19 protein-coding genes are annotated in these 19,043 nt (G+C 35.7%); 15 read left to right on the forward strand and 4 right to left on the reverse strand.

Annotated features, from left to right (window positions below; all coding sequences use genetic code 11):
- The first annotated feature begins 130 nt into the window (after positions 1-130).
- On the forward strand, positions 131-454 hold the full coding sequence (locus tag JZO69_RS09465) for a PspC domain-containing protein (RefSeq protein WP_207112634.1): 324 nt from the start codon (positions 131-133) through the stop codon (positions 452-454).
- Complete coding sequence (locus JZO69_RS09470; RefSeq protein ID WP_207112635.1) at positions 454-813, forward strand: phage holin family protein; 360 nt, start codon at positions 454-456, stop codon at positions 811-813. The genes JZO69_RS09465 and JZO69_RS09470 overlap by 1 nt, the downstream gene beginning before the upstream one ends.
- Positions 814-852: 39 nt before the next feature.
- On the opposite strand, the gene JZO69_RS09475 is transcribed toward JZO69_RS09470, so the two are convergent.
- Positions 853-1,821, reverse strand: a complete 969-nt coding sequence (locus JZO69_RS09475; protein ID WP_207112683.1) for a GIY-YIG nuclease family protein — start codon at positions 1,819-1,821, stop codon at positions 853-855.
- Positions 1,822-2,182: 361 nt separating this feature from the next.
- Here JZO69_RS09475 and JZO69_RS09480 point away from each other — a divergent pair, with 361 nt between their 5' ends.
- The 8 genes from JZO69_RS09480 to JZO69_RS09515 all read left to right on the forward strand — a co-directional run bounded on the left by JZO69_RS09480 (position 2,183) and on the right by JZO69_RS09515 (position 10,104).
- Positions 2,183-3,151, forward strand: a complete 969-nt coding sequence (locus JZO69_RS09480; RefSeq protein WP_207112636.1) for an ETX/MTX2 family pore-forming toxin — start codon at positions 2,183-2,185, stop codon at positions 3,149-3,151.
- Positions 3,152-3,199: 48 nt separating this feature from the next.
- Positions 3,200-4,177 (forward strand): ETX/MTX2 family pore-forming toxin, encoded by a 978-nt coding sequence (locus JZO69_RS09485; RefSeq protein ID WP_207112637.1) that lies wholly within the window; start codon positions 3,200-3,202, stop codon positions 4,175-4,177.
- A gap of 338 nt (positions 4,178-4,515) precedes the next feature.
- Positions 4,516-5,454 (forward strand): HPr(Ser) kinase/phosphatase, encoded by a 939-nt coding sequence (hprK, locus tag JZO69_RS09490; protein WP_207112684.1) that lies wholly within the window; start codon positions 4,516-4,518, stop codon positions 5,452-5,454.
- A gap of 249 nt (positions 5,455-5,703) precedes the next feature.
- A complete protein-coding gene (lgt, locus tag JZO69_RS09495; protein ID WP_207112638.1) occupies positions 5,704-6,534 on the forward strand; it encodes a prolipoprotein diacylglyceryl transferase in 831 nt (276 codons plus the stop codon).
- Between the two features lie 391 nt (positions 6,535-6,925).
- A complete protein-coding gene (locus JZO69_RS09500) occupies positions 6,926-7,942 on the forward strand; it encodes an NAD(P)H-dependent glycerol-3-phosphate dehydrogenase (RefSeq protein ID WP_207112639.1) in 1,017 nt (338 codons plus the stop codon).
- Between the two features lie 20 nt (positions 7,943-7,962).
- Positions 7,963-8,865, forward strand: a complete 903-nt coding sequence (gene galU, locus JZO69_RS09505; RefSeq protein WP_207112640.1) for a UTP--glucose-1-phosphate uridylyltransferase GalU — start codon at positions 7,963-7,965, stop codon at positions 8,863-8,865.
- Positions 8,866-9,049: 184 nt separating this feature from the next.
- Positions 9,050-9,490 (forward strand): DUF948 domain-containing protein, encoded by a 441-nt coding sequence (locus JZO69_RS09510; protein WP_207112641.1) that lies wholly within the window; start codon positions 9,050-9,052, stop codon positions 9,488-9,490.
- A 23-nt stretch (positions 9,491-9,513) separates the two neighbouring features.
- The gene (locus JZO69_RS09515) at positions 9,514-10,104 is read left to right on the forward strand and encodes a YtxH domain-containing protein (protein ID WP_207112642.1); all 591 of its coding nucleotides are present in this window, start codon (positions 9,514-9,516) and stop codon (positions 10,102-10,104) included.
- A 59-nt stretch (positions 10,105-10,163) separates the two neighbouring features.
- Here JZO69_RS09515 and JZO69_RS09520 read toward each other — a convergent pair whose 3' ends face one another.
- Complete coding sequence (locus JZO69_RS09520; protein WP_207112643.1) at positions 10,164-11,264, reverse strand: aminopeptidase P family protein; 1,101 nt, start codon at positions 11,262-11,264, stop codon at positions 10,164-10,166.
- Between the two features lie 212 nt (positions 11,265-11,476).
- Between JZO69_RS09520 and ccpA the strand changes: the two genes are divergently transcribed.
- Complete coding sequence (gene ccpA, locus JZO69_RS09525) at positions 11,477-12,478, forward strand: catabolite control protein A (protein WP_207112644.1); 1,002 nt, start codon at positions 11,477-11,479, stop codon at positions 12,476-12,478.
- A 147-nt stretch (positions 12,479-12,625) separates the two neighbouring features.
- Positions 12,626-13,255, forward strand: coding sequence for a sugar O-acetyltransferase (locus JZO69_RS09530; protein WP_207112645.1), 630 nt, complete (start codon positions 12,626-12,628; stop codon positions 13,253-13,255).
- 53 nt (positions 13,256-13,308) lie between these two features.
- Here JZO69_RS09530 and JZO69_RS09535 read toward each other — a convergent pair whose 3' ends face one another.
- Together JZO69_RS09535 and JZO69_RS09540 are read right to left on the reverse strand one after the other, a co-directional pair.
- Positions 13,309-15,768, reverse strand: a complete 2,460-nt coding sequence (locus tag JZO69_RS09535; RefSeq protein ID WP_207112646.1) for a transglycosylase domain-containing protein — start codon at positions 15,766-15,768, stop codon at positions 13,309-13,311.
- A 210-nt stretch (positions 15,769-15,978) separates the two neighbouring features.
- Entirely contained in the window at positions 15,979-16,317 is a 339-nt protein-coding gene (locus JZO69_RS09540; protein WP_207112647.1) for an iron chaperone, read from the reverse strand.
- 159 nt (positions 16,318-16,476) lie between these two features.
- Between JZO69_RS09540 and JZO69_RS09545 the strand changes: the two genes are divergently transcribed.
- From JZO69_RS09545 to JZO69_RS09555, 3 genes are all read left to right on the forward strand, one after another.
- Positions 16,477-17,169, forward strand: a complete 693-nt coding sequence (locus JZO69_RS09545) for a YdeI/OmpD-associated family protein (RefSeq protein WP_207112648.1) — start codon at positions 16,477-16,479, stop codon at positions 17,167-17,169.
- Entirely contained in the window at positions 17,162-17,614 is a 453-nt protein-coding gene (locus JZO69_RS09550; RefSeq protein ID WP_207112649.1) for a DUF1801 domain-containing protein, read from the forward strand. Before JZO69_RS09545 ends, JZO69_RS09550 begins: the two co-directional genes overlap by 8 nt.
- Positions 17,615-18,076: 462 nt before the next feature.
- Positions 18,077-18,970 (forward strand): deoxyribonuclease IV, encoded by an 894-nt coding sequence (locus JZO69_RS09555; RefSeq protein ID WP_207112650.1) that lies wholly within the window; start codon positions 18,077-18,079, stop codon positions 18,968-18,970.
- The last annotated feature ends 73 nt before the right edge of the window (positions 18,971-19,043 follow it).

Here is a 19,043-nt window from a genome sequence, read left to right on the forward strand (position 1 = left end):
CTTAACTTTTGATCAGAGGAAACTAAAAAAAGAATGGTCAAACAGGAAACGATTCAGTTTTTTTAAAGAAAAAACTTTTGTCTCAATATCCATTCTAGTGTATAATTCTTAAGATGAGAGGTGAAAAGAGATGAAAAAACAATTGACAAAATCTCCTAATAATGTGGTATTAACAGGAAGCTTAGCAGGGATTGCTGAGTGGATCGGTGTCGATCCTACCATAGTACGAGTGATTTATGTTATTCTTGCTATTTTCTCTGCAGGATTTCCAGGATTCTTGCTTTACATTGCGTTAGCTGTATTGCTTCCTTCTGGTAAAAACAAAAACTACAATAACTACGGCAATCAAAATCCATATAACAGAAATACCCGTAATCCAAACCCATACGCTAATGGGCAAAAACAAAGAAAACAAGCGGAAAAAGTGAATGATGATGACTGGAGTGACTTTTAATGACGTACTTTCAACGTTTGATCGTTAATACGTTGACATTTGTTTCACTCTCAGTGATTTTTCCGAATATGATTTTTGTAAGAAGTATTTGGATGGCAGTGATTGCAGCATTTGTGCTTTCCATATTAAATATGTTGGTAAAACCAGTGTTAACGATTTTATCTCTGCCATTTACTTTACTTACATTTGGTTTATTCAGTTTTATTGTAAACGCAGCAATTTTAAAAATGACATCATCGTTTGTTGGAGAAATGAATTTCGGTTTTTCTAGCTTTGGTGCAGCAATCTTGATGGCTGTAATCATGTCATTAGTCAATACGATTGTTAGTGAACGTAATTTGGATAAATATAGTGAATAAGGATAAAACCCAAACGGTAAGTTGGGTCTTATCCTTTTTTTATGCAAATGGATCAGCAATATCAAGTAATCGACATTCCTTATGTCGATTAATATAACTGTATAAAATATTAATAAAATCAACTTGTTCTTTCGAAAATGTGTTGTTATTGTCTGGTCTATTATTGGGGAGAATCTTTTTTGCCAGTTCATCTGGTGCATATTTAGTAAAGGTTCGTTTGGTCACTGTACGGCTGTTAATCACGAGTCCTTGATAGATCAGATAATATTTTATTTTTGAATCAATAGGAAAATAAAGCAGTTGCCAATTTGTTTGAGTTGCTAGAACCAGTTTTCTATTTTGATTGAAAAAGCGTGTGAGAAAGTGCCAATCTTCGCGTAATTTTAATGCCTTTTCGAAAGATTGACTTTCAGAAGCTAAAATCATTTTTTTCTCTAAACGCTTTTGAGGCAGCTGATTATCATGTGTAAACGCACCAAGTAATTCTGCGGCAGCAGTCTTTGGGTCTAATGGAGGTGCGGCATTTTCAGAGAAAGACTGCTGCCAATAATTATTTTGGTTTAATCCATATAGGTTTTCTAAAATTTGTTTTAGTTCTGAAAGTTTCCTATTGATGGAAAATGGACCAAAGCAATTTTTTTTCGTTGGGACAGTGCGTATATTGATTGAAATGTCTTCTTTTTCTATATTGATTTCAATATATTTATATTTTTCAAAAGAGTTCATCTGTCGATTATAGATTGGGCGGTATTCTTGAATTAATTGGCATTCTAGCAAAAGAGCATCTAGTTCAGAGTCTACTTCAATCACATCGAAGCTATTTAGTTGTTGAATCATCCGAATTGTTTTGCTTGAATGTTGTTTGTTCTGAACAAAATAGCTGCCCACACGTTCACGCATTTTTTTTGCCTTACCTACATAAATGATTACTCCATGTTTATCTTTCATTAAATAGACACCGGGGGCTAAAGGTAGATTTCTTGCTTGTTCTTTTAAATTATTTTTTATGAAAAACACATCCAATACATGTTTTTATCACTGGAAATAGTACAAACTAAGTATACGAATTAAATAGAGATAGTCAATAAGTAAGCATGGTTGAATCTAGTCAATATAGTAACACTATATAATTTGACGACATTAAGTAATGCAAGTATAACATATGTCGTATGTTCTTATTTTTATTAATGTATTAATATATTAATAAACATATAAATGTTTTACTGAATGTGAAAATACAAGAAGAAATATATATTTTTAGATAGATGGAATCACTAATAGAGTTAGTGAATAGTTCTAAAAGAAAGCGAGGGCTGATGATTATCGAAATGAACTATTTTTTATAAAAATAAGATAGGAGGGTTAAAAAATGAAAAAAGAATTATGCTGTTTTTTAGCAACCGTTATGTGTTTGTCGTCTGTAGGGTCAATTGCAAGTGCTGCCGAAGCCGTAGGTGAAAAAGAAAATATTACTCCAGTACAAAATAGTCCTTTGCTGAACCAGGAAACACCAGAAGGAGATGCAGAAGCAATGAACGAATTATTGTACATTGGTTTTTGCTATGGTCAATATCAAATAAAAAATGGTGAAATAGATAAGGATACAGTCCCTATAGGTGCAGTAGAAAAATTTAAAGCTTTTGATCGCCATATAAGAGTAGAGAATATTTCACATGATAACTATGAGCCTAAGTATATTGATGTGGATACGTTCTCGAATGAAACTGATGTAGAACAAGTGTATAGCTCAATTGCGCACTCAGAGACGTTTGAAGAATCTGAAACATCGACGATTACGCAACATTATGCTTTGGGAGTAGAATCAAGACTTAGTTTTGATCTTATAGTAAAAGCTAGTGGAGCCATTAAATTTCAAGTAGATTTTAACAAAGCTGATTCTAATACGAAGAGCCATTCTGAGACACTTACTTTGAACTCTCAAACTGTTAAAGTACCAGCCCATAAAAAATATAAACTGCAATTAATAATGGCAAAAACAGCGACAACAGCAGATATCAAGCTTACCTCTAAAATAAATGCGGATGTTTATAAAGCATTAAGAGCAAACGGAACTCGAGATTTTGAAAAAGTAAATCCACTAATAAATCATTATCGTCAAGCGCAAAAAAATGATTCTAGTTTGCCGAATCTTATACAAAATTGGGAAGTACAAGCAGATGCGAGTAATCAAGATATGCCTGTTTTATACGATGGAGGACGTGGTCATGTAAAGGCTGTATATGGTTCTGATTTTCGTGCGCATATATTAGACATAACTAACGGTGAAGATAAAGCAGTAGTTGTCAGTGAAAAAATAATAGAACTAATTAGGCAATAAGGTAAAAGATGGAGAGTCGTTTATAAAAATAGCATAGGAGGGATAAAAATGAAAAAAATATTTTATTATATGATAACTTCAATTATGTGTTTATCGTCTGTAGGAGCAGTTGCAAGTATTGCTGAAGCAGAAGTTGAAAAACAAAATAGTACACCAGTTCAAAATAATCTGTTGGTCAAACAAGATACTGGTACAAGATTATCAGGTCTGGAACAGCCAAAGTATCAGTTAATGATGATGGGACAATGTATTGGTATTTATCGTCAAGCGATTAATTCGTTACCTCCTGGTTCAGTGCCAACATTAACATATCCAGGTGATTTTGAAGCCTATGATAATCATGTAAGAGTATACGATATCACACACGATAATCTCCAGCCCAAATATATTGATATGAACACTTTTGTAAACGATTCCGATGAAGAACAGGTATTTACCTCAGTATCTCGTAATGAGGTCATTGAAGAGTCAGAAACATCGACCATCACGCAAAATTATTCGCTAGGAGCAGAATCCAGTGTCAGTTTTGATCTTATGGTGAACGCTTCCTCAACGATCCGTTTTCAAGCTGATTTTAACAAAGAGGATTCTAGTACAAAGTCTCACACGGAGACTTTTACAGTGCCAGCTCAAAATACAAGAGTACCAGCACATAAAAAATATAGATTAGAACTCGTAGTGAGTAGAGTGTCAACAAAAGCGGCTATCAAATTAACTTCTAAAATTAAGGCAAAGGTCTATTTTGCAGAATCAAACGGTAGTCTCTGGTATCTTAAGCATGTAGGAATTGCGTACGATGAGTACAAATTTGCAGAAAGAATGTATCCTGAACTTGTACCAAGTGGTTTCGCAGACAATTTTGAAGCAGTTTATAACCTTAGAGATGCTATTCTATATGATGGAGGATTCGGTCATGTTGAAGCGGTATACGGTAGTGAGTATAATGTTCGGACACTTGATGTAACAAATGGAGAGGAGAATGCTGTAATTGTCAACGAACAAAAGTTAGAACTAGTTCGACAATAAGTCATAAGTGTTGAAACGTTATAGTAAAATAATTGGCCTATTTTAGGCTTGGTGACTGATGAGAGTGGTACATCAGTCACCTTTTTTTATTTTTTAAAAGAGAAAAGTAACATAGAATCATTGAGTGAAGCATATTACTATCGAAAAATTGAAAGAACAGGTAATTACATTTAGACTTTAACAAAGTTGCATATTTATAATGTTTCTTTAGTCAAAATAAATAATAAGATATAAAGAAAATCAAATAAACCCCTGAGATCTTCCTAATGGCTAGAAACTTCCCACCTGAAATGATAAAATGGAACGAGTAGAGAACTGGAAAGGAATGAATGATAAAGATGGAAGAAGTTGTAAAAATTCATCAACTGGTAGAGAAGCTTTCTTTAGAAGTCGTTTATGGCGATGAAGAAAGTTTAAATAGAGAAATCACAACAGGAGATATTTCCCGTCCTGGACTGGAATTGACAGGTTACTTTAATTATTATCCTCATAATCGCTTGCAGTTATTTGGTAGTAAGGAGATTACATTTTCTGAACGAATGATACCTGAAGAACGTTTGATGGTGATGCGTCGTTTATGTGAGAAGGATACGCCGGCTTTTATTATCTCTAGAGGATTAGAAGCACCGGAAGAAATGGTACAAGCAGCGAAAGAAAAAGGCTTAGCCGTTTTACGCTCGCCGATTTCTACATCTAGATTATTAGGAGAGTTATCTAGCTACCTAGACAGTCGTTTAGCAACAAGAACTAGCGTACATGGTGTTTTAGTTGACGTTTATGGACTGGGTGTCTTGATTCAAGGGGATAGCGGTATTGGTAAAAGTGAGACTGCGTTAGAGTTGATCAAACGTGGCCATCGATTAATTGCAGATGACCGAGTGGATGTTTATCAGCAAGATGAATTGACAGTTGTTGGTGAACCACCTAAAATTTTACAGCATCTGATTGAAATTCGTGGTATTGGGATTATCGACGTAATGAATTTATTTGGTGCAAGTGCGGTTCGTGGCTTTATGCAAGTCCAACTTGTTGTTTATTTAGAAGCATGGGAAAAAGACAAGAAATATGACCGTTTAGGATCAGATGATGCAATGGTTGAAATTGCGAGTGTTGATGTTCCTCAGATTCGGATTCCTGTTAAAACGGGGCGGAACGTGGCAATCATTATTGAAGTTGCTGCAATGAATTTCCGGGCAAAAACGATGGGTTATGATGCAACAAAAGCATTTGAAGACCGTTTGACTCGTTTGATTGAGGAAAATTCAGGGAATATCTAGATACGCGGGCTAGCACTTCGGAAAAAAGATAAATTATGACTGAGGTAAAGAAGACCTCAGCTATAATTTCCTATTTTTCTGTCAGAGCTGAGCGAGCCCATTCTGTTTGTAATATTATCTAGCTTCACAGGCTAGTTCCTCGGAAAAAAGATAAAATAAGAGTGAGACATAAAGCGTCTCAATCATAATTTCCTATTTTTCAGTCGGAACTGAACGAGTCTGTTCAGCTTTTAAATTAGGAGGAAGCCAATGTTAGGACAAGTAAATCCAGTAGCGCTTAATCTTTTTGGGATAGCTGTTTACTGGTATGCAATTATTATTGTTTCAGGAATCGTACTAGCTGTTTGGCTAAGTAGTAGAGAAGCAGTTCGGGTCGGGTTAAAAGAAGATGACGTGATTGACTTTATGTTGTGGGGGTTGCCTAGTGCCATTATTGGTGCCCGCTTGTATTATGTTATTTTTCAATGGCAGGATTATGTTGATAACCCAATTGAAATTATTTTGACCAGAAATGGCGGCTTAGCAATCTATGGTGGATTGATCGGCGGAGGTCTTGCATTATATTTCTTTACAAGGCATCGTTTTATTTCAACTTGGACCTTTTTGGATATTGCCGCACCAAGTGTTATTTTGGCACAAGCAATTGGACGTTGGGGTAATTTTATGAACCATGAAGCCTATGGTCCAGCTACAACGCGATCATTTTTAGAAGGTTTGCATTTGCCTAAATTTATTATCGATAATATGAATATTGATGGAACGTATCATCAACCAACCTTTTTATATGAATCTATCTGGAATGTTTTAGGCTTTATTGTATTAATCATTTTAAGGAAAAAGAAAAATTTCTTAAAAGAAGGCGAAGTCTTTTTTGGCTATATCATCTGGTACTCTTTCGGACGTTTCTTCATCGAAGGGATGCGGACAGATAGTCTATATGCATTTGGAAGTATTCGAGTTTCTCAACTTGTTTCTCTAGTGTTATTTTTCGGGGCAATTGCGCTCGTGATCATTCGTCGTAAAAAAGGGTCATTAAAATTTTATGACCGTGAAAAAGGAACAGTAAAAAAGGCTCTTTAAGTCTGCCTATTATAGCTAAGCTATGGTAAAATGTTAGATGGGTATGAAAGTTATAAATTTAGTAGACTAATGTGTTTAGTTATAGAAATAAGAAGTTGAATGGTAGATAGTGATAATAGAAGTATTTTGATCTAACTCAACTGAATCAGCTCTTCGAAAAAAAGATAAAAACTAAAGGAGTCAAAAAGTAACTCAGTTAGTTTTTCCTATTTTTCTGTCAGAGCTAAACGATTCGTTCAGCTTTTCTATGATCTAGCTTACCAAACTAGCTCTTCGGAAAGAAGATAAAAATTGAAGGAGTCAAAGAGCGACTCAATCAATTTTTCCTATCTTTCTATCAGAGCTGGCGAGTTCGTTCAGCTTTTCTTATTTTGAAAGGAGATTTTCACCAATGAAACAAAAAGTTGCTGTTTTAGGTCCTGGTTCATGGGGAACTGCATTGGCCCAAGTTTTAGCAGAAAATGGTCATGAGGTTCGCATATGGGGACATAATAAGGCGCAAATTGATGAAATCAATACCTACCATACGAATCATCACTATCTTCCAGACCTAGTTATCCCAGAGTCAATTCAAGGGAAGATGTCCTTAGAAGAATGTATTGCAGATGCAGATGCAGTTTTGTTTGTAGTTCCAACAAAGGCAATTCGGACAGTTGCTCATGAATTTACAGCAAAATGCAAAAATCAACCATTGATTATACACGCTAGTAAAGGTTTAGAACAAGGAAGTCATAAACGAATATCTGAAGTTTTGATGGAAGAAATTCCGTCAGGAAAAAGGCGGGGTGTCGTTGTTTTATCTGGACCTAGCCATGCAGAAGAAGTTGCTGTTCATGATATTACAACGATCACTGCTGCAAGTGAGAATTTAACAGAGGCGACATATGTTCAATCCTTATTTATGAATGATTACTTTAGAATTTATACAAATGATGATGTAATCGGAGTTGAGACAGGAGCTGCGTTGAAAAACATTATTGCTTTAGGTGCAGGTGCAATCCATGGCTTAGGTTTTGGTGATGATGCGAAAGCTGCAATTATGACGCGTGGTTTAGCGGAAATAAGCCGTCTAGGTGTGGCGATGGGAGCGAATCCTTTAACTTTTATTGGCTTGAGCGGAGTCGGTGACTTGATTGTTACGTGTACCAGCGTTCACTCGCGTAATTGGCGAGCTGGAAATCTTTTGGGCAAAGGACATAGTCTAGACGAGGTTCTTGAAAACATGGGAATGATTGTTGAAGGCGTCTCTACAACAAAAGCTGCCTATGAGCTTTCACAGCAGTTGAATGTTGATATGCCAATCACTGAAGCAATTTATAAGGTTTTGTATGAAGGTAAAGATGTAAAACAAGCAGCAAAAGAAATTATGTTGCGTGATGGTAAAACAGAAAATGAATTTTCTATATAATTTTTAGGAGGCCTAATGGCATGAAAGTAAAAAAAGCGGTTATTCCAGCAGCTGGACTGGGGACAAGATTTTTACCAGCAACAAAAGCAATGGCAAAAGAAATGTTGCCGATCGTAGATAAACCAACGATTCAATTTATCGTTGAAGAAGCTCTAGCTTCAGGAATCGAAGATATTTTGATCGTGACAGGTAAAGCAAAGCGACCAATCGAAGATCATTTTGATGCAAACTTTGAATTAGAAAGTAATCTACGTGAGAAAAATAAAACGGATCTATTAAAATTAGTAGAAGAAACAACAGATGTTAATCTTCACTTTATTCGTCAATCTCACCCTAAAGGATTAGGTCATGCAGTTTTACAAGCAAAAGCATTTGTTGGAAACGAACCATTCGTTGTAATGCTTGGCGATGATATCATGGAAGACGAAGTACCTTTGTCAAAACAATTGATGAATGATTATGATGAAACACATGCATCAACGATTGCTGTTATGAAAGTTCCACATGAAGAAACATCAAAATATGGAATCATTAATCCTGAAGTTGAAGTTTCTAAAGGACTATATAACGTAAATAATTTTGTTGAAAAACCAACACCGGAAGAAGCACCAAGTGATTTAGCCATCATCGGCCGTTACTTGTTGACACCGGAAATTTTCCACGTATTGGAATCACAAGAACCAGGAGCTGGCGGTGAAATCCAGTTAACAGATGCTATTGATACGTTGAACAAAACACAACGCGTGTTTGCTAGAGAATTCACAGGTAAACGTTATGATGTAGGTGATAAATTTGGCTTTATGAAAACAAGTATTGAATATGGCTTAGTTCACCCAGAAGTGAAGGACAACTTACGTGAATATATCATTGAATTAGGAGCTGAGCTTGCTAAAGAAGACGCTACTAAAAAAGAAATAGACTAGACATTTTATAGGTTTTTTTCATTTGAAGACAGAGCAAAATTTGTTCTGTCTTTTTTTATAAAATCTAGTGGTGTCGCTTATAAATTGTTATAATTAAGACAACAAAGCTAATTGAATAATTTGTGAAAAATAGCAGTTGGTGTTATTCTAAGAGCATGGAATAATTGATGGAAGGAGCAAGAAGATGACAGGTGGAGAGGTTGCAGCGATTATTGCTGCAGTGGCGTTTGCTGTATTAGTAGTATTTATTGTTTTAGTATTGATGAAAATCAGCAAAACGGTAGATAAAGTAACTACCACGGTTGATGAAGCAAATAAAACGATTGAGGTCGTAACGAAAGATGTAGATATATTATCTAGACAAGTAGAGGGACTTTTAGTAAAAAGTAACGAATTGTTAGATGACGTCAATAAGAAGGTAGCGACGATCGATCCTTTATTTGAAGCTGTAGCAGAATTAAGTGAAAGTGTTTCTGAGTTAAATTATTCTAGCAGAAACTTACTTGGAAAAGTTGGGGCTGTAGGAAAAACGACAGCAAAAGCTGGTGTTGTAAGTAAGGTCGGCGGAGCAGCGTTTAGAGCATTTCGACCTAAAAAATCATCAACAAGCGAAACAATCAAATAAAAATAGATAATGGAGGAATAAACATGGCGAAAAAAGGTGGATTTTTCTTAGGAGCAATCATTGGTGGAACGGCAGCAGCGGTAGCGGCACTTTTATTAGCACCAAAATCGGGTAAAGAATTACGCGAAGATTTAGCAAACCAAGCAGACGATTTTAAAGATAAAGCAACAGATTACACAGATTACGCATTACAAAAGGGTTCTGAGTTATCATCTATCGCTAAAGATAAAGCGAATGTACTAGGCGAGCAGGCTGGTGATTTAGCTGGTAATGTAAAAGATAAAACGAAAGATTCTTTAGATAAGGCTCAAGGCGTATCTGATACAGTATTAGAATCATTTAAAAAACAAACGGGAGATTTATCTGATCGTTTTAAAAAGACTGCACAAGACGTAAATGATCAAGTAGATGAATTAGGTGACATTGCTGAAGATGCATCTGATGATATCTTTATAGATGTTAAAGAATCTGCGAAAAAAGCAAAAGAAACAGTTTCAGAAGGTGTTGCTGAAGCAAAAGAAGCAACGAAAGATGTACCTGAAAAAGCAGAAGAAGCAAAGCATGATACAAAGAAAGCTGTTAAAGAAACAGTTGAAAATGTTAAAGGTAAATAGAGTGAAAAAACAAAGCCAACATTCTAAAAAAGAATGCGGGCTTTGTTTTTTTATAGTGATCAGTCGATAATGATTAATTCTTTTGGTGTTTTTGTAAAAGCTTCACAACCTGTTTTTGTCACATGTAGACAATCTTCGATACGCACGCCAACTTTTTCAGGAATATAAATTCCTGGTTCAATTGAAAAACACATACCTTCTTCAATAACTAGATCATTTCCTGTGACCAAAGATGGATATTCATGAACCGTTGTTCCGATACCGTGCCCAAGACGGTGATTGAAATACTCACCATAGCCATGGTCGCTAATAACGCCGCGAGCAACTTCATCTAATTCTCCAGCAGTAACACCAGGTTTTACTGCATCCATTGCTTTTAATTGTGCTTCTAAAACGATAGAATAGATTTCTTTTTGGAAATCTGTTGGTTCTTCGAATGCAACAGTCCGTGTAACATCACTACAGTAGCCGTTATAAACAACACCTAAATCAAATAGTACTAAATCTTGTTTAGCAACTGCTGTATTTCCAGGATTTCCGTGAGGGCTAGCAGCATTTTTTCCAGTTAGGACTAAGGTATCAAAGCTCATTGAACGTATGCCTTGACGTTTTAGCTGATATTCGATTTCAGCTAGAATTTCTTGCTCTTTAGCGCCTTCTTTAATTGCTTTGAAACCGATTTCTAAAGCAACATCGGCCCAATCGCCAGCTTCCATCAGCTTAGATACTTCAGATGGCGTTTTTAAGAGTTGTAATTTTTCAATAACGGGGGTAACGCTAGCTGAAAAATCAGTAGCTGGGAAATAATTATTTAACATATCAAAGCGGGCAACAGTCAAGGCTTCTTTTTCAGTAGCAATTTTACTTGGGTTACCATTTTTTTTGATTAATTGAGCAATTTTTTCCCAAGGATTTTCGCTATCAAGATAGCCGTAAACCGGGTAGGCCCATGAACTTTTTTCAGCATCTTCAACTTCCAAAGCTGGAGTAAATAAAAAAGGGTCCTGATTTAATGAGATAAATAAAGCTAACACTCGTTCATGAGGGTCGCTTTTATAGCCGGAAAAATAAGCAATATGTCCAGGATCACTAATATAAGTCAGATCGATATTTTCATTGGCCATCCATTTTTTTAGTTCATTCATTTTTTCTTGATTCATAGATATCCTTCTTTCTTTAAAGCTATACGCTAAAAAACTTATCTTTATCATACCACGAAATGAGAAAAAGCGCTTTTTGAAATATGGAGTAAATTTTCATGAAAATGGGATAAAACGGTTGCAAAAATAAAAAAACTCTGCTATTCTTAGTGAGAAATGTAAACAGCGTTTTCAGAAAATGAAAACAAATATAAATACTTAGGAGAATTAACATGGAAAAACAAACAATTACTATTTATGATGTTGCTCGTGAAGCAAATGTATCCATGGCGACTGTATCTCGTGTAGTCAATGGCAATCCGAATGTGAAGCCTGCTACACGAAAAAAAGTGTTAGAAGTAATTGACCGCTTAGATTATCGTCCCAATGCTGTAGCCCGTGGCTTAGCAAGTAAAAAAACAACGACTGTAGGTGTTATTATCCCTGATGTCAGTAATATCTTTTTTGCTTCGTTAGCGCGAGGTATCGATGATGTTGCAACAATGTATAAATACAATATTATTTTAGCGAATTCTGATAGCAATGATCAAAAAGAAGTCAATGTATTAAACAACCTTTTGGCAAAACAAGTAGATGGAATCATCTTCATGGGGCATCATATCACTGATGAGATCCGTGGGGAATTTTCTCGCTCTAAAACACCTGTTGTTTTAGCAGGTTCGATCGATCCTGATGAACAAGTAGGTAGTGTAAACATTGATTATACTGAAGCGACGAAAGATGCAACGAATTTATTAGCTAAAAACGGCAATAAGAAAATTGCCTTTGTTAGTGGTGCATTGATCGATCCTATCAATGGTCAAAATCGTATCAAAGGTTACAAAGAAGCGCTAGCTGATAATGGTTTATCTTACAACGAAGGCTTGATTTTTGAGTCTGAATATAAATTTAAAGCAGGTATTTCATTGGCTGAACGTATTCGTAATAGTGGTGCGACAGCTGCATATGTGACTGATGATGAACTAGCAATTGGTTTATTAGATGGAATGATTGATGCTGGTGTGAAAGTACCAGAAGAATTCGAGATCATTACAAGTAATAACTCATTGCTGACAGAAGTTTCTCGTCCTCGTCTTTCAAGCGTAACACAGCCTTTGTATGACATTGGTGCAGTTTCAATGCGTTTATTGACAAAATTAATGAACAAAGAAGAAATTGAAGATAAGACAGTTATCTTACCATATGGTATGGATCAAAAAGGTTCAACTAAATAACATAGCCTAGCTGTAAGTATTCTTGCTTATCAGCTACACTCCCTATAAAGTAGAAACTAGAGTTCAAAGCTAGTATACTTACATTAGGGAGTGTTTTTTATTGAAAAAAATCGGTTCTCACTATAGTTACTAAAAGGAGTAATTTCAATGAATATGCGAGAAAGAATCATGACTGGTAAATTATTTTTAGATGATTGTGAAGGATTGCCTGAGGAGCGATTACAGGCAAAAAGGAGAATGAGGGCTTTTAATCAAACGTCACCTGACGAAGTAGAAAGAAAATTTCAGCTTTTAGATGAAATTTTTGGAACAAAAATAAATGCGTGGATCGAACCGCCTTTTTATTTTTGTTATGGCAGTAATATTGAGCTTGGTGAAGAATGTTACTTAAATATGGGCTGCACTTTTATTGATGATGCGCCGATTAAGATCGGAAATAAAGTTGCTTTTGGTCCGGGCGTGACAATCGCAACGGTAGGGCATCCCATTCATCCTGCTTATCGGCGTTTGATGTATGGCAATCCAGTAACGATCGAGGATAATTGTTGGATTGGAGCAAATACGACAGTTTGTCCTGGTGTAACAATCGGTGAAAATAGTGTTGTTGGCGCTGGTAGCGTTGTGACAAAGGATATTCCAAAAAATTCGGTTGCAGTTGGAAACCCTTGCAAAGTAATCCGTGAAATCAATGAAAAAGATCATAAATTTTATTATAAAGATCAGCCGTTTTTAGAAGAAGATTTAGAAGAGGTATATCGTTTAAATAATACACATTAAATTAGAAGAGGCTCAAACAAAACATATTGCCGTTTTGTTTGAGCCTCTAGAGATTAGTTATTGTTTTTTTCACTTGAAGAAGGGGTTGTGTTTTCTTTTTTCTTATCTTCTTTTTTTTCAGAAGAAGGTGTCGTTGTTGAGCCTGCATTTGAAGAGGAAGGCGTTGTCGCATAGCGTCCCCAATAAGCGCTATAGTTTGCATCTGATCCGCCATATCCAAATTTATATTGGCTTTTCGGAGCGCCATCTTTCGCATAGAAAGATTCGACATTTGGTCCAGGAGCTGTATAAGTTCCGCCGTTATAGGTGAAAGTACCTGGTTTTTCTCCTGTAAAGCTTGAGACAGTTGACTTGATTACGTCTTTTGAAAGAGTGAATTTTTCACCAGTGCCGAATAAATCAGGTCTGACTGAATAGACTGCATTTGCTAGATTTGCTAAGTAGGCACTATTTTGATCTCCACTATTTGGACTCATAGCTGTTGGATTATCATAGCCTGTCCATGAACCTAAGGTAATCGTCGGTGTCGAAACAACTAACCAAGCATCTTTGTACAAATCGGTTGTTCCTGTTTTACCGATCCAGTCAACATTTCCAAAAGCAGGATTAAGTCCATTGACCATATTTTTAAAAGGCGTTGTTATTTTTGAATCTAAGACAGAACGCATCATGTCATTCATGATCGAAGCGGTCGCTTCAGAATAGACACGAACGGGCGCATCTTTATGTTCATAAATAACTTTTCCGCTATTATCTGTGATTTTATCGATCATATAGCCTTTTTGATATTGGCCTTTATTAGCAAGTGCTTGAAACCCATTTGTTTGTGTTAGAACGGTGGTTTCAACAGACCCTAAAGGAGCGGATTGATAAGCCCAAGCATCGCTAGCAGGATAATTCATTTTACTTAGATAATTATTGTAAGAGAAATTCTCATCGCCCATCTGTGCTTTCATGGCTTCATTTAGATGGTAAACTGGAATATTATACGACCATTCTAATGAATGACGGACGGTGTCAAATGTATTTGTTCCAGAATTTGTTGCATTCTCTAGCGGCTTGCCACTACTACTGTATGTGGTAGGATAATTGGCTAAGCGACTTTCTGAACCGATCAAACCTTGATCGATAGCCGGTCCATAGACAGAAATCGGTTTAATCGTAGAACCAACTTGTCGGACTGTATCTAGTGCATGATTACTTTGGCTAACATTAAAGTCACGCCCCGCTACAAAACCTATGATTTTACCAGTTTTATTATCCATCAAAACATTTCCGGTCTCAACAAATCCGACACCATACCCATCGTCTAGCATGTAGCCAAAGTTTGCTACAGCATTTTGCATGGTATCATAAACCGTTTGATCAATTGTTGATTGGATTGTATAACCGCGATTTTGAATTTCTTTTCGTGCTTGATCTTTGTATTGAGAAAGTCCTAAATCATCAAGCGTTTCTTTTTTTACACCCGCTTTTTCTATATTGATATCCATCACTACATTAGTTGCTTGCTCTAATACAGCATTGTAAAGATAGCTTTCGGTGTTTTGATTGGATTCTTGTTGCGGTTGGAAATCTTGTTTCAAATCATAATTTTTGGCTGCTTCATATTCTTCTTTAGTAATGGCTTTTTCACGATACATACTGAATAAAACAAAATCTTTTCGTTTCATTCCATAGGCCATGTTTTCATCTGCTTTTAAGGCACCCGTATTGCTATATGGCGTATAGATGATTGGACTTTGCGGCAAACCTGCAATAAAGGCTGCTTGCGGTAGTGTTAAGTCATTAGCGCTTTTGCCAAATAATCCTTTAGCCGCTTCTTCAACCCCTGCAATATTTTCACCTTTGTTATTACGTCCAAATGGCGAAACATTTAGATAAGTAGTCACAATCTCATCTTTTGAGAAATACTTCTCAATACGATAGGCTAATAAAATCTCATTTGCTTTTCGTTTGAAGGTTGTTTCATCTGTCAAGATTTGTTGTTTCACTAATTGTTGTGTTAGTGTAGATCCTCCGGATGACCCACCTATACCTGTTGCATCAGAAACAAGGGCACGAATGACCGCTTTAGGAACAACACCTTTGTGTTCTTCGAAGTATTCATCCTCGGTAGAAATAATTGCTTTTTTGAGCAATGGAGAAATATGTTCTGAATCGACTCTTGTTCGAATAAGATCTGATTTGATCTTAGCAATAGTTGTACCATCCGCATAAGTCATCTGGGAAACTTCAGTGATATCACTGATTTCTGTTTGGAGTTCTTCTTTTGTTGGTGGTTGCGTATCTTCAACTAGAAAAGCAAAATATCCCATACCGATCCCAAGGCTTAAAGCGCCGCCTAAAAGTAGGATAACGACTGCAAAGACAAATAATGATTGTATTACACGAATCACTACATTTATAATTAAAAAAATCTTCTTCTTTTCTGGTACTTTTTTAGAATGTTGTTCCGTTTGACGGGAGTTATTCTGATTGTCCAAAAGCTTCACCTCAATATAATGATACATTCCGTGATATTATAGCAAAAAAAAACTCCTATGAACAGTTGTTCAGCTATTTACAACTATTTAATCGAGAAAACTTAAGATAAATAAGTAGAAAAACTTTGACTGATAGAGAAAATTTTTAATTATACGTTATGTTATGGAAAAATGTACTTATCTAAAAGCTTCTAAACATAATCCAAATGAAGTCAACGCATCTATTCTTAGTCATTATTATTTCGTATTTTCATTTACTCGAAAAGCTACGATTTTTTTAATTAAATCTGTTGGTAATTCACCATCCACTGGAAATTGAATAGCACCTTTACTTGTTTTGAAAGGTATCAGTTCATTTTCAAATGCTTTAATAGCAGTCGGTGCAGGATAAAAGCCAATATGATTTTTCATATTAGCAAAATGAACTAAATTACCATTTAAATAGAAGGTGGGCATTCCATAGGTCATTTTTTCTGTTGCTTGGGGAACGAGTTGTTTGATTATGGTGTATAGTTGTTGTAGTTTTTCTTGGCGATCTTTCGGGCATTCTAAAATATAGTTTTCAATAAGTGTCATGATAGCTGCCTACTTTCTTAGTGGATTTTCTTTTAGTATACCATGGTGAGAGGAACTGCGGATTTGATATGATTTTTAAAGAAGCTAGCAAGTGAATAGCGCTATCATTTTATGGTACACTACCAGTAGCTTGTAAAATAGACGGAAAGGCTGGGAAAAATGGGGAAATCGATTGTTGAAAAGTTAAAATTAATGACTTATTCAAATAAAGTAATTGTTAATCGACCAAGTCAAGAGTATTTACCTGAGCTAAAAGAGGATCAGAGCCAACTTCCAGTGGAGCCTACGGATATGATTTTTGTATTTGTCATGACGATGGAAGAATTAAAAAAAATTGTAACAGAAGTAATCGAAAAGCAGCTGCTTCACAAAAATGGTGTGCTTTTTGTAGCTTATCCTAAAAAAGGCAACACGGTGTATTCAACATTTGTTCATCGAGATGAAATTTTTCCAGCGCTTCAAGTAGATGATAGTGATGGTTATATAGGAAGTAGCACGTTGAAATTCAATCGGATGGTTAGTCTAGATGAGACCTTTACAGTAACTGGTATGAAAAATGTTGAACGAACAACAAAATCAACTAATGTAAGTAGTGCCCGTGTCGATGATTACATTCAATTTATACCAGCTGTAGAATCGTTTATTGAGGATCACAAAGAAGCGAAAGCTATGTTTAATCAACTCACACCTGGCTATAAAAAAGATTGGGCACGGTATATTTATAGTGCTAAACAAGAAACAACACAAGCAAAAAGAAAAAATGAAATGATCGATATTTTACAAAAAGGATTTAAATCTAAAGAACTCTATCGTCAATCTTTAGCAAACGGAGGAGGAACTTTGCGTGGATGAAGTACAAGAATACGTAGAAAATATTGATGAAAAATGGCAGGAATCGTATCAAAAATTAGCGAAGATCATTGCTGAAAACATACCTGAAGGTTTTGAGTTATGTTTGCAATATGGGATGCCGACTTATGTTGTTCCTTTAAATGTTTTTCCAGATGGGTACTTAGATAGAAAAGATGAACCATTACCGTTTATCAGCTTAGGTGCTCAAAAAAAGCATTTATCCTTGTATCATATGGGAATTATGGGAAACAAAGTTCTCTTATCGTGGTTTCAAGATGAATATCAAAAGGTTGTTCCGACTAAGTTGAATATGGGCAAAAGTTGTATACGGTTTAGTAATCCAAAAAATATTCCTTATGAGTTGATTGGAGAACTAGTTGGTAAAATTTCGATGAAAGAATGGATCGATAGTTATTCGCATTTTCATAACAGAAATAAGAAGTAAAATTTTGTTAGAACAAAGAGGCAAAAAGATTGTTTTTTCCAGTTCTTTCACGTACTCTTTTAAAGGATGGAAAATTCTAATATGTTTACAATTATTCATTTTTGAATTGTTTAGCTGTTTGGGTTAACACTATGTTTTGCTTTGATCATATAAATTCTTAAGTAGGATTGATGTGATGTGAAAAAAGCTAAACAGGGCTATTATATTATTCAGCTTCACGAGCTAATCTCTCGGGAAAAATATAAAATCTGAATGAGGTAAAAAACACCTCAATCTGATTTTCCTATTTTCCAGTCGAGACTGAACGAGCTCGTTCAGCTTTTAAATTATCTAGCTTCACAGGCTAGCTCCTAGGAAAAAAGATAAAATCCGAATGTGACGAAAAGCGTCACCTTCTGATTTTCCTATTTTTCAGTCGGAGCTGAACGAGCTCGTTCAACTTTTAAAATTAGGAGGATCATTATGTTATTAGGTTCACATGTTAGTATGAGTGGTAAAAAAATGTTGTTAGGTTCAGCGGAAGAAGCGGCTAGTTATGGGGCGACAACTTTTATGATTTATACTGGAGCACCTCAAAATACACGCCGTAAACCAATTGAAGAGATGAATATCGAAACAGGTCAAAAGTTTATGGCCGAGCATGATTTAAGCAATATTGTGGTTCATGCGCCATATATCATTAATTTAGGAAATACAATCAAATTAGAAAATTTTGGCTTTGCTACTTCATTTTTACGTCAAGAAATTGAACGTGCGCATGCCCTAGGTGCAACTCAAATCACCTTACATCCTGGAGCCCATGTTGGCGCTGGAGTTGATGCAGGTTTAAAACAAATCATCAAAGGCCTAGATGAAGTTTTATGGAAAGAGCAAGTACCACAAATTGCATTGGAAACAATGGCAGGTAAAGGAACTGAATTAGGTCGTACCTTTGAAGAGTTGGCAACAATCATTGAAGGTGTTAAGTTAAATGAAAAGCTATCCGTAACGCTGGATACTTGTCACATCAATGACGCTGGATATAATGTTAAAGAGGACTTTGATGGTGTTCTAGAAGAATTCGATAAAATCATTGGATTAGATCGCTTGAAAGTTGTCCATGTGAATGATTCTAAAAACCCAATGGGCTCACACAAGGATCGCCATGCTAATATCGGTTTTGGAACTATTGGTTTTGATGCGTTGAATAAAGTTGTTCATCATGAAAAATTAAAAGACTTGCCTAAAATTTTAGAAACACCTTATGTTGGTGCAGATAAAAAAACAAGTAAAGCACCATATGGCTATGAAATAGCCATGTTAAAATCACAAAAATTTGATCCAGATTTATTAGAAAAAATAGAAGCCCAAAATTAAAAGCTGAATGAGCTTGTTCGGGCTCGACAGAAAAATAGGAAAAAACGAGTGAGATGCTCTTCATCTCCGTCGG

It is taken from the genome of Candidatus Enterococcus ikei, assembly GCF_017316105.1.
In the GTDB taxonomy this organism is placed as follows: domain Bacteria; phylum Bacillota; class Bacilli; order Lactobacillales; family Enterococcaceae; genus Enterococcus_L; species Enterococcus_L ikei.

Coding starts and splice junctions, on each gene's coding strand:
- JZO69_RS09465 (WP_207112634.1), top strand. CDS start 131: ATGAAAAAACAATTGACAAAATCTCCTAATAATGTGGTATTAACAGGA.
- JZO69_RS09470 (WP_207112635.1), top strand. CDS start 454: ATGACGTACTTTCAACGTTTGATCGTTAATACGTTGACATTTGTTTCA.
- JZO69_RS09480 (WP_207112636.1), top strand. CDS start 2,183: ATGAAAAAAGAATTATGCTGTTTTTTAGCAACCGTTATGTGTTTGTCG.
- JZO69_RS09485 (WP_207112637.1), top strand. CDS start 3,200: ATGAAAAAAATATTTTATTATATGATAACTTCAATTATGTGTTTATCG.
- hprK (WP_207112684.1), top strand. CDS start 4,516: ATGGAAGAAGTTGTAAAAATTCATCAACTGGTAGAGAAGCTTTCTTTA.
- lgt (WP_207112638.1), top strand. CDS start 5,704: ATGTTAGGACAAGTAAATCCAGTAGCGCTTAATCTTTTTGGGATAGCT.
- JZO69_RS09500 (WP_207112639.1), top strand. CDS start 6,926: ATGAAACAAAAAGTTGCTGTTTTAGGTCCTGGTTCATGGGGAACTGCA.
- galU (WP_207112640.1), top strand. CDS start 7,963: ATGAAAGTAAAAAAAGCGGTTATTCCAGCAGCTGGACTGGGGACAAGA.
- JZO69_RS09510 (WP_207112641.1), top strand. CDS start 9,050: ATGACAGGTGGAGAGGTTGCAGCGATTATTGCTGCAGTGGCGTTTGCT.
- JZO69_RS09515 (WP_207112642.1), top strand. CDS start 9,514: ATGGCGAAAAAAGGTGGATTTTTCTTAGGAGCAATCATTGGTGGAACG.
- JZO69_RS09520 (WP_207112643.1), bottom strand. CDS start 11,264: ATGAATCAAGAAAAAATGAATGAACTAAAAAAATGGATGGCCAATGAA.
- ccpA (WP_207112644.1), top strand. CDS start 11,477: ATGGAAAAACAAACAATTACTATTTATGATGTTGCTCGTGAAGCAAAT.
- JZO69_RS09530 (WP_207112645.1), top strand. CDS start 12,626: ATGAATATGCGAGAAAGAATCATGACTGGTAAATTATTTTTAGATGAT.
- JZO69_RS09535 (WP_207112646.1), bottom strand. CDS start 15,768: ATGTATCATTATATTGAGGTGAAGCTTTTGGACAATCAGAATAACTCC.
- JZO69_RS09540 (WP_207112647.1), bottom strand. CDS start 16,317: ATGACACTTATTGAAAACTATATTTTAGAATGCCCGAAAGATCGCCAA.
- JZO69_RS09545 (WP_207112648.1), top strand. CDS start 16,477: ATGGGGAAATCGATTGTTGAAAAGTTAAAATTAATGACTTATTCAAAT.
- JZO69_RS09555 (WP_207112650.1), top strand. CDS start 18,077: ATGTTATTAGGTTCACATGTTAGTATGAGTGGTAAAAAAATGTTGTTA.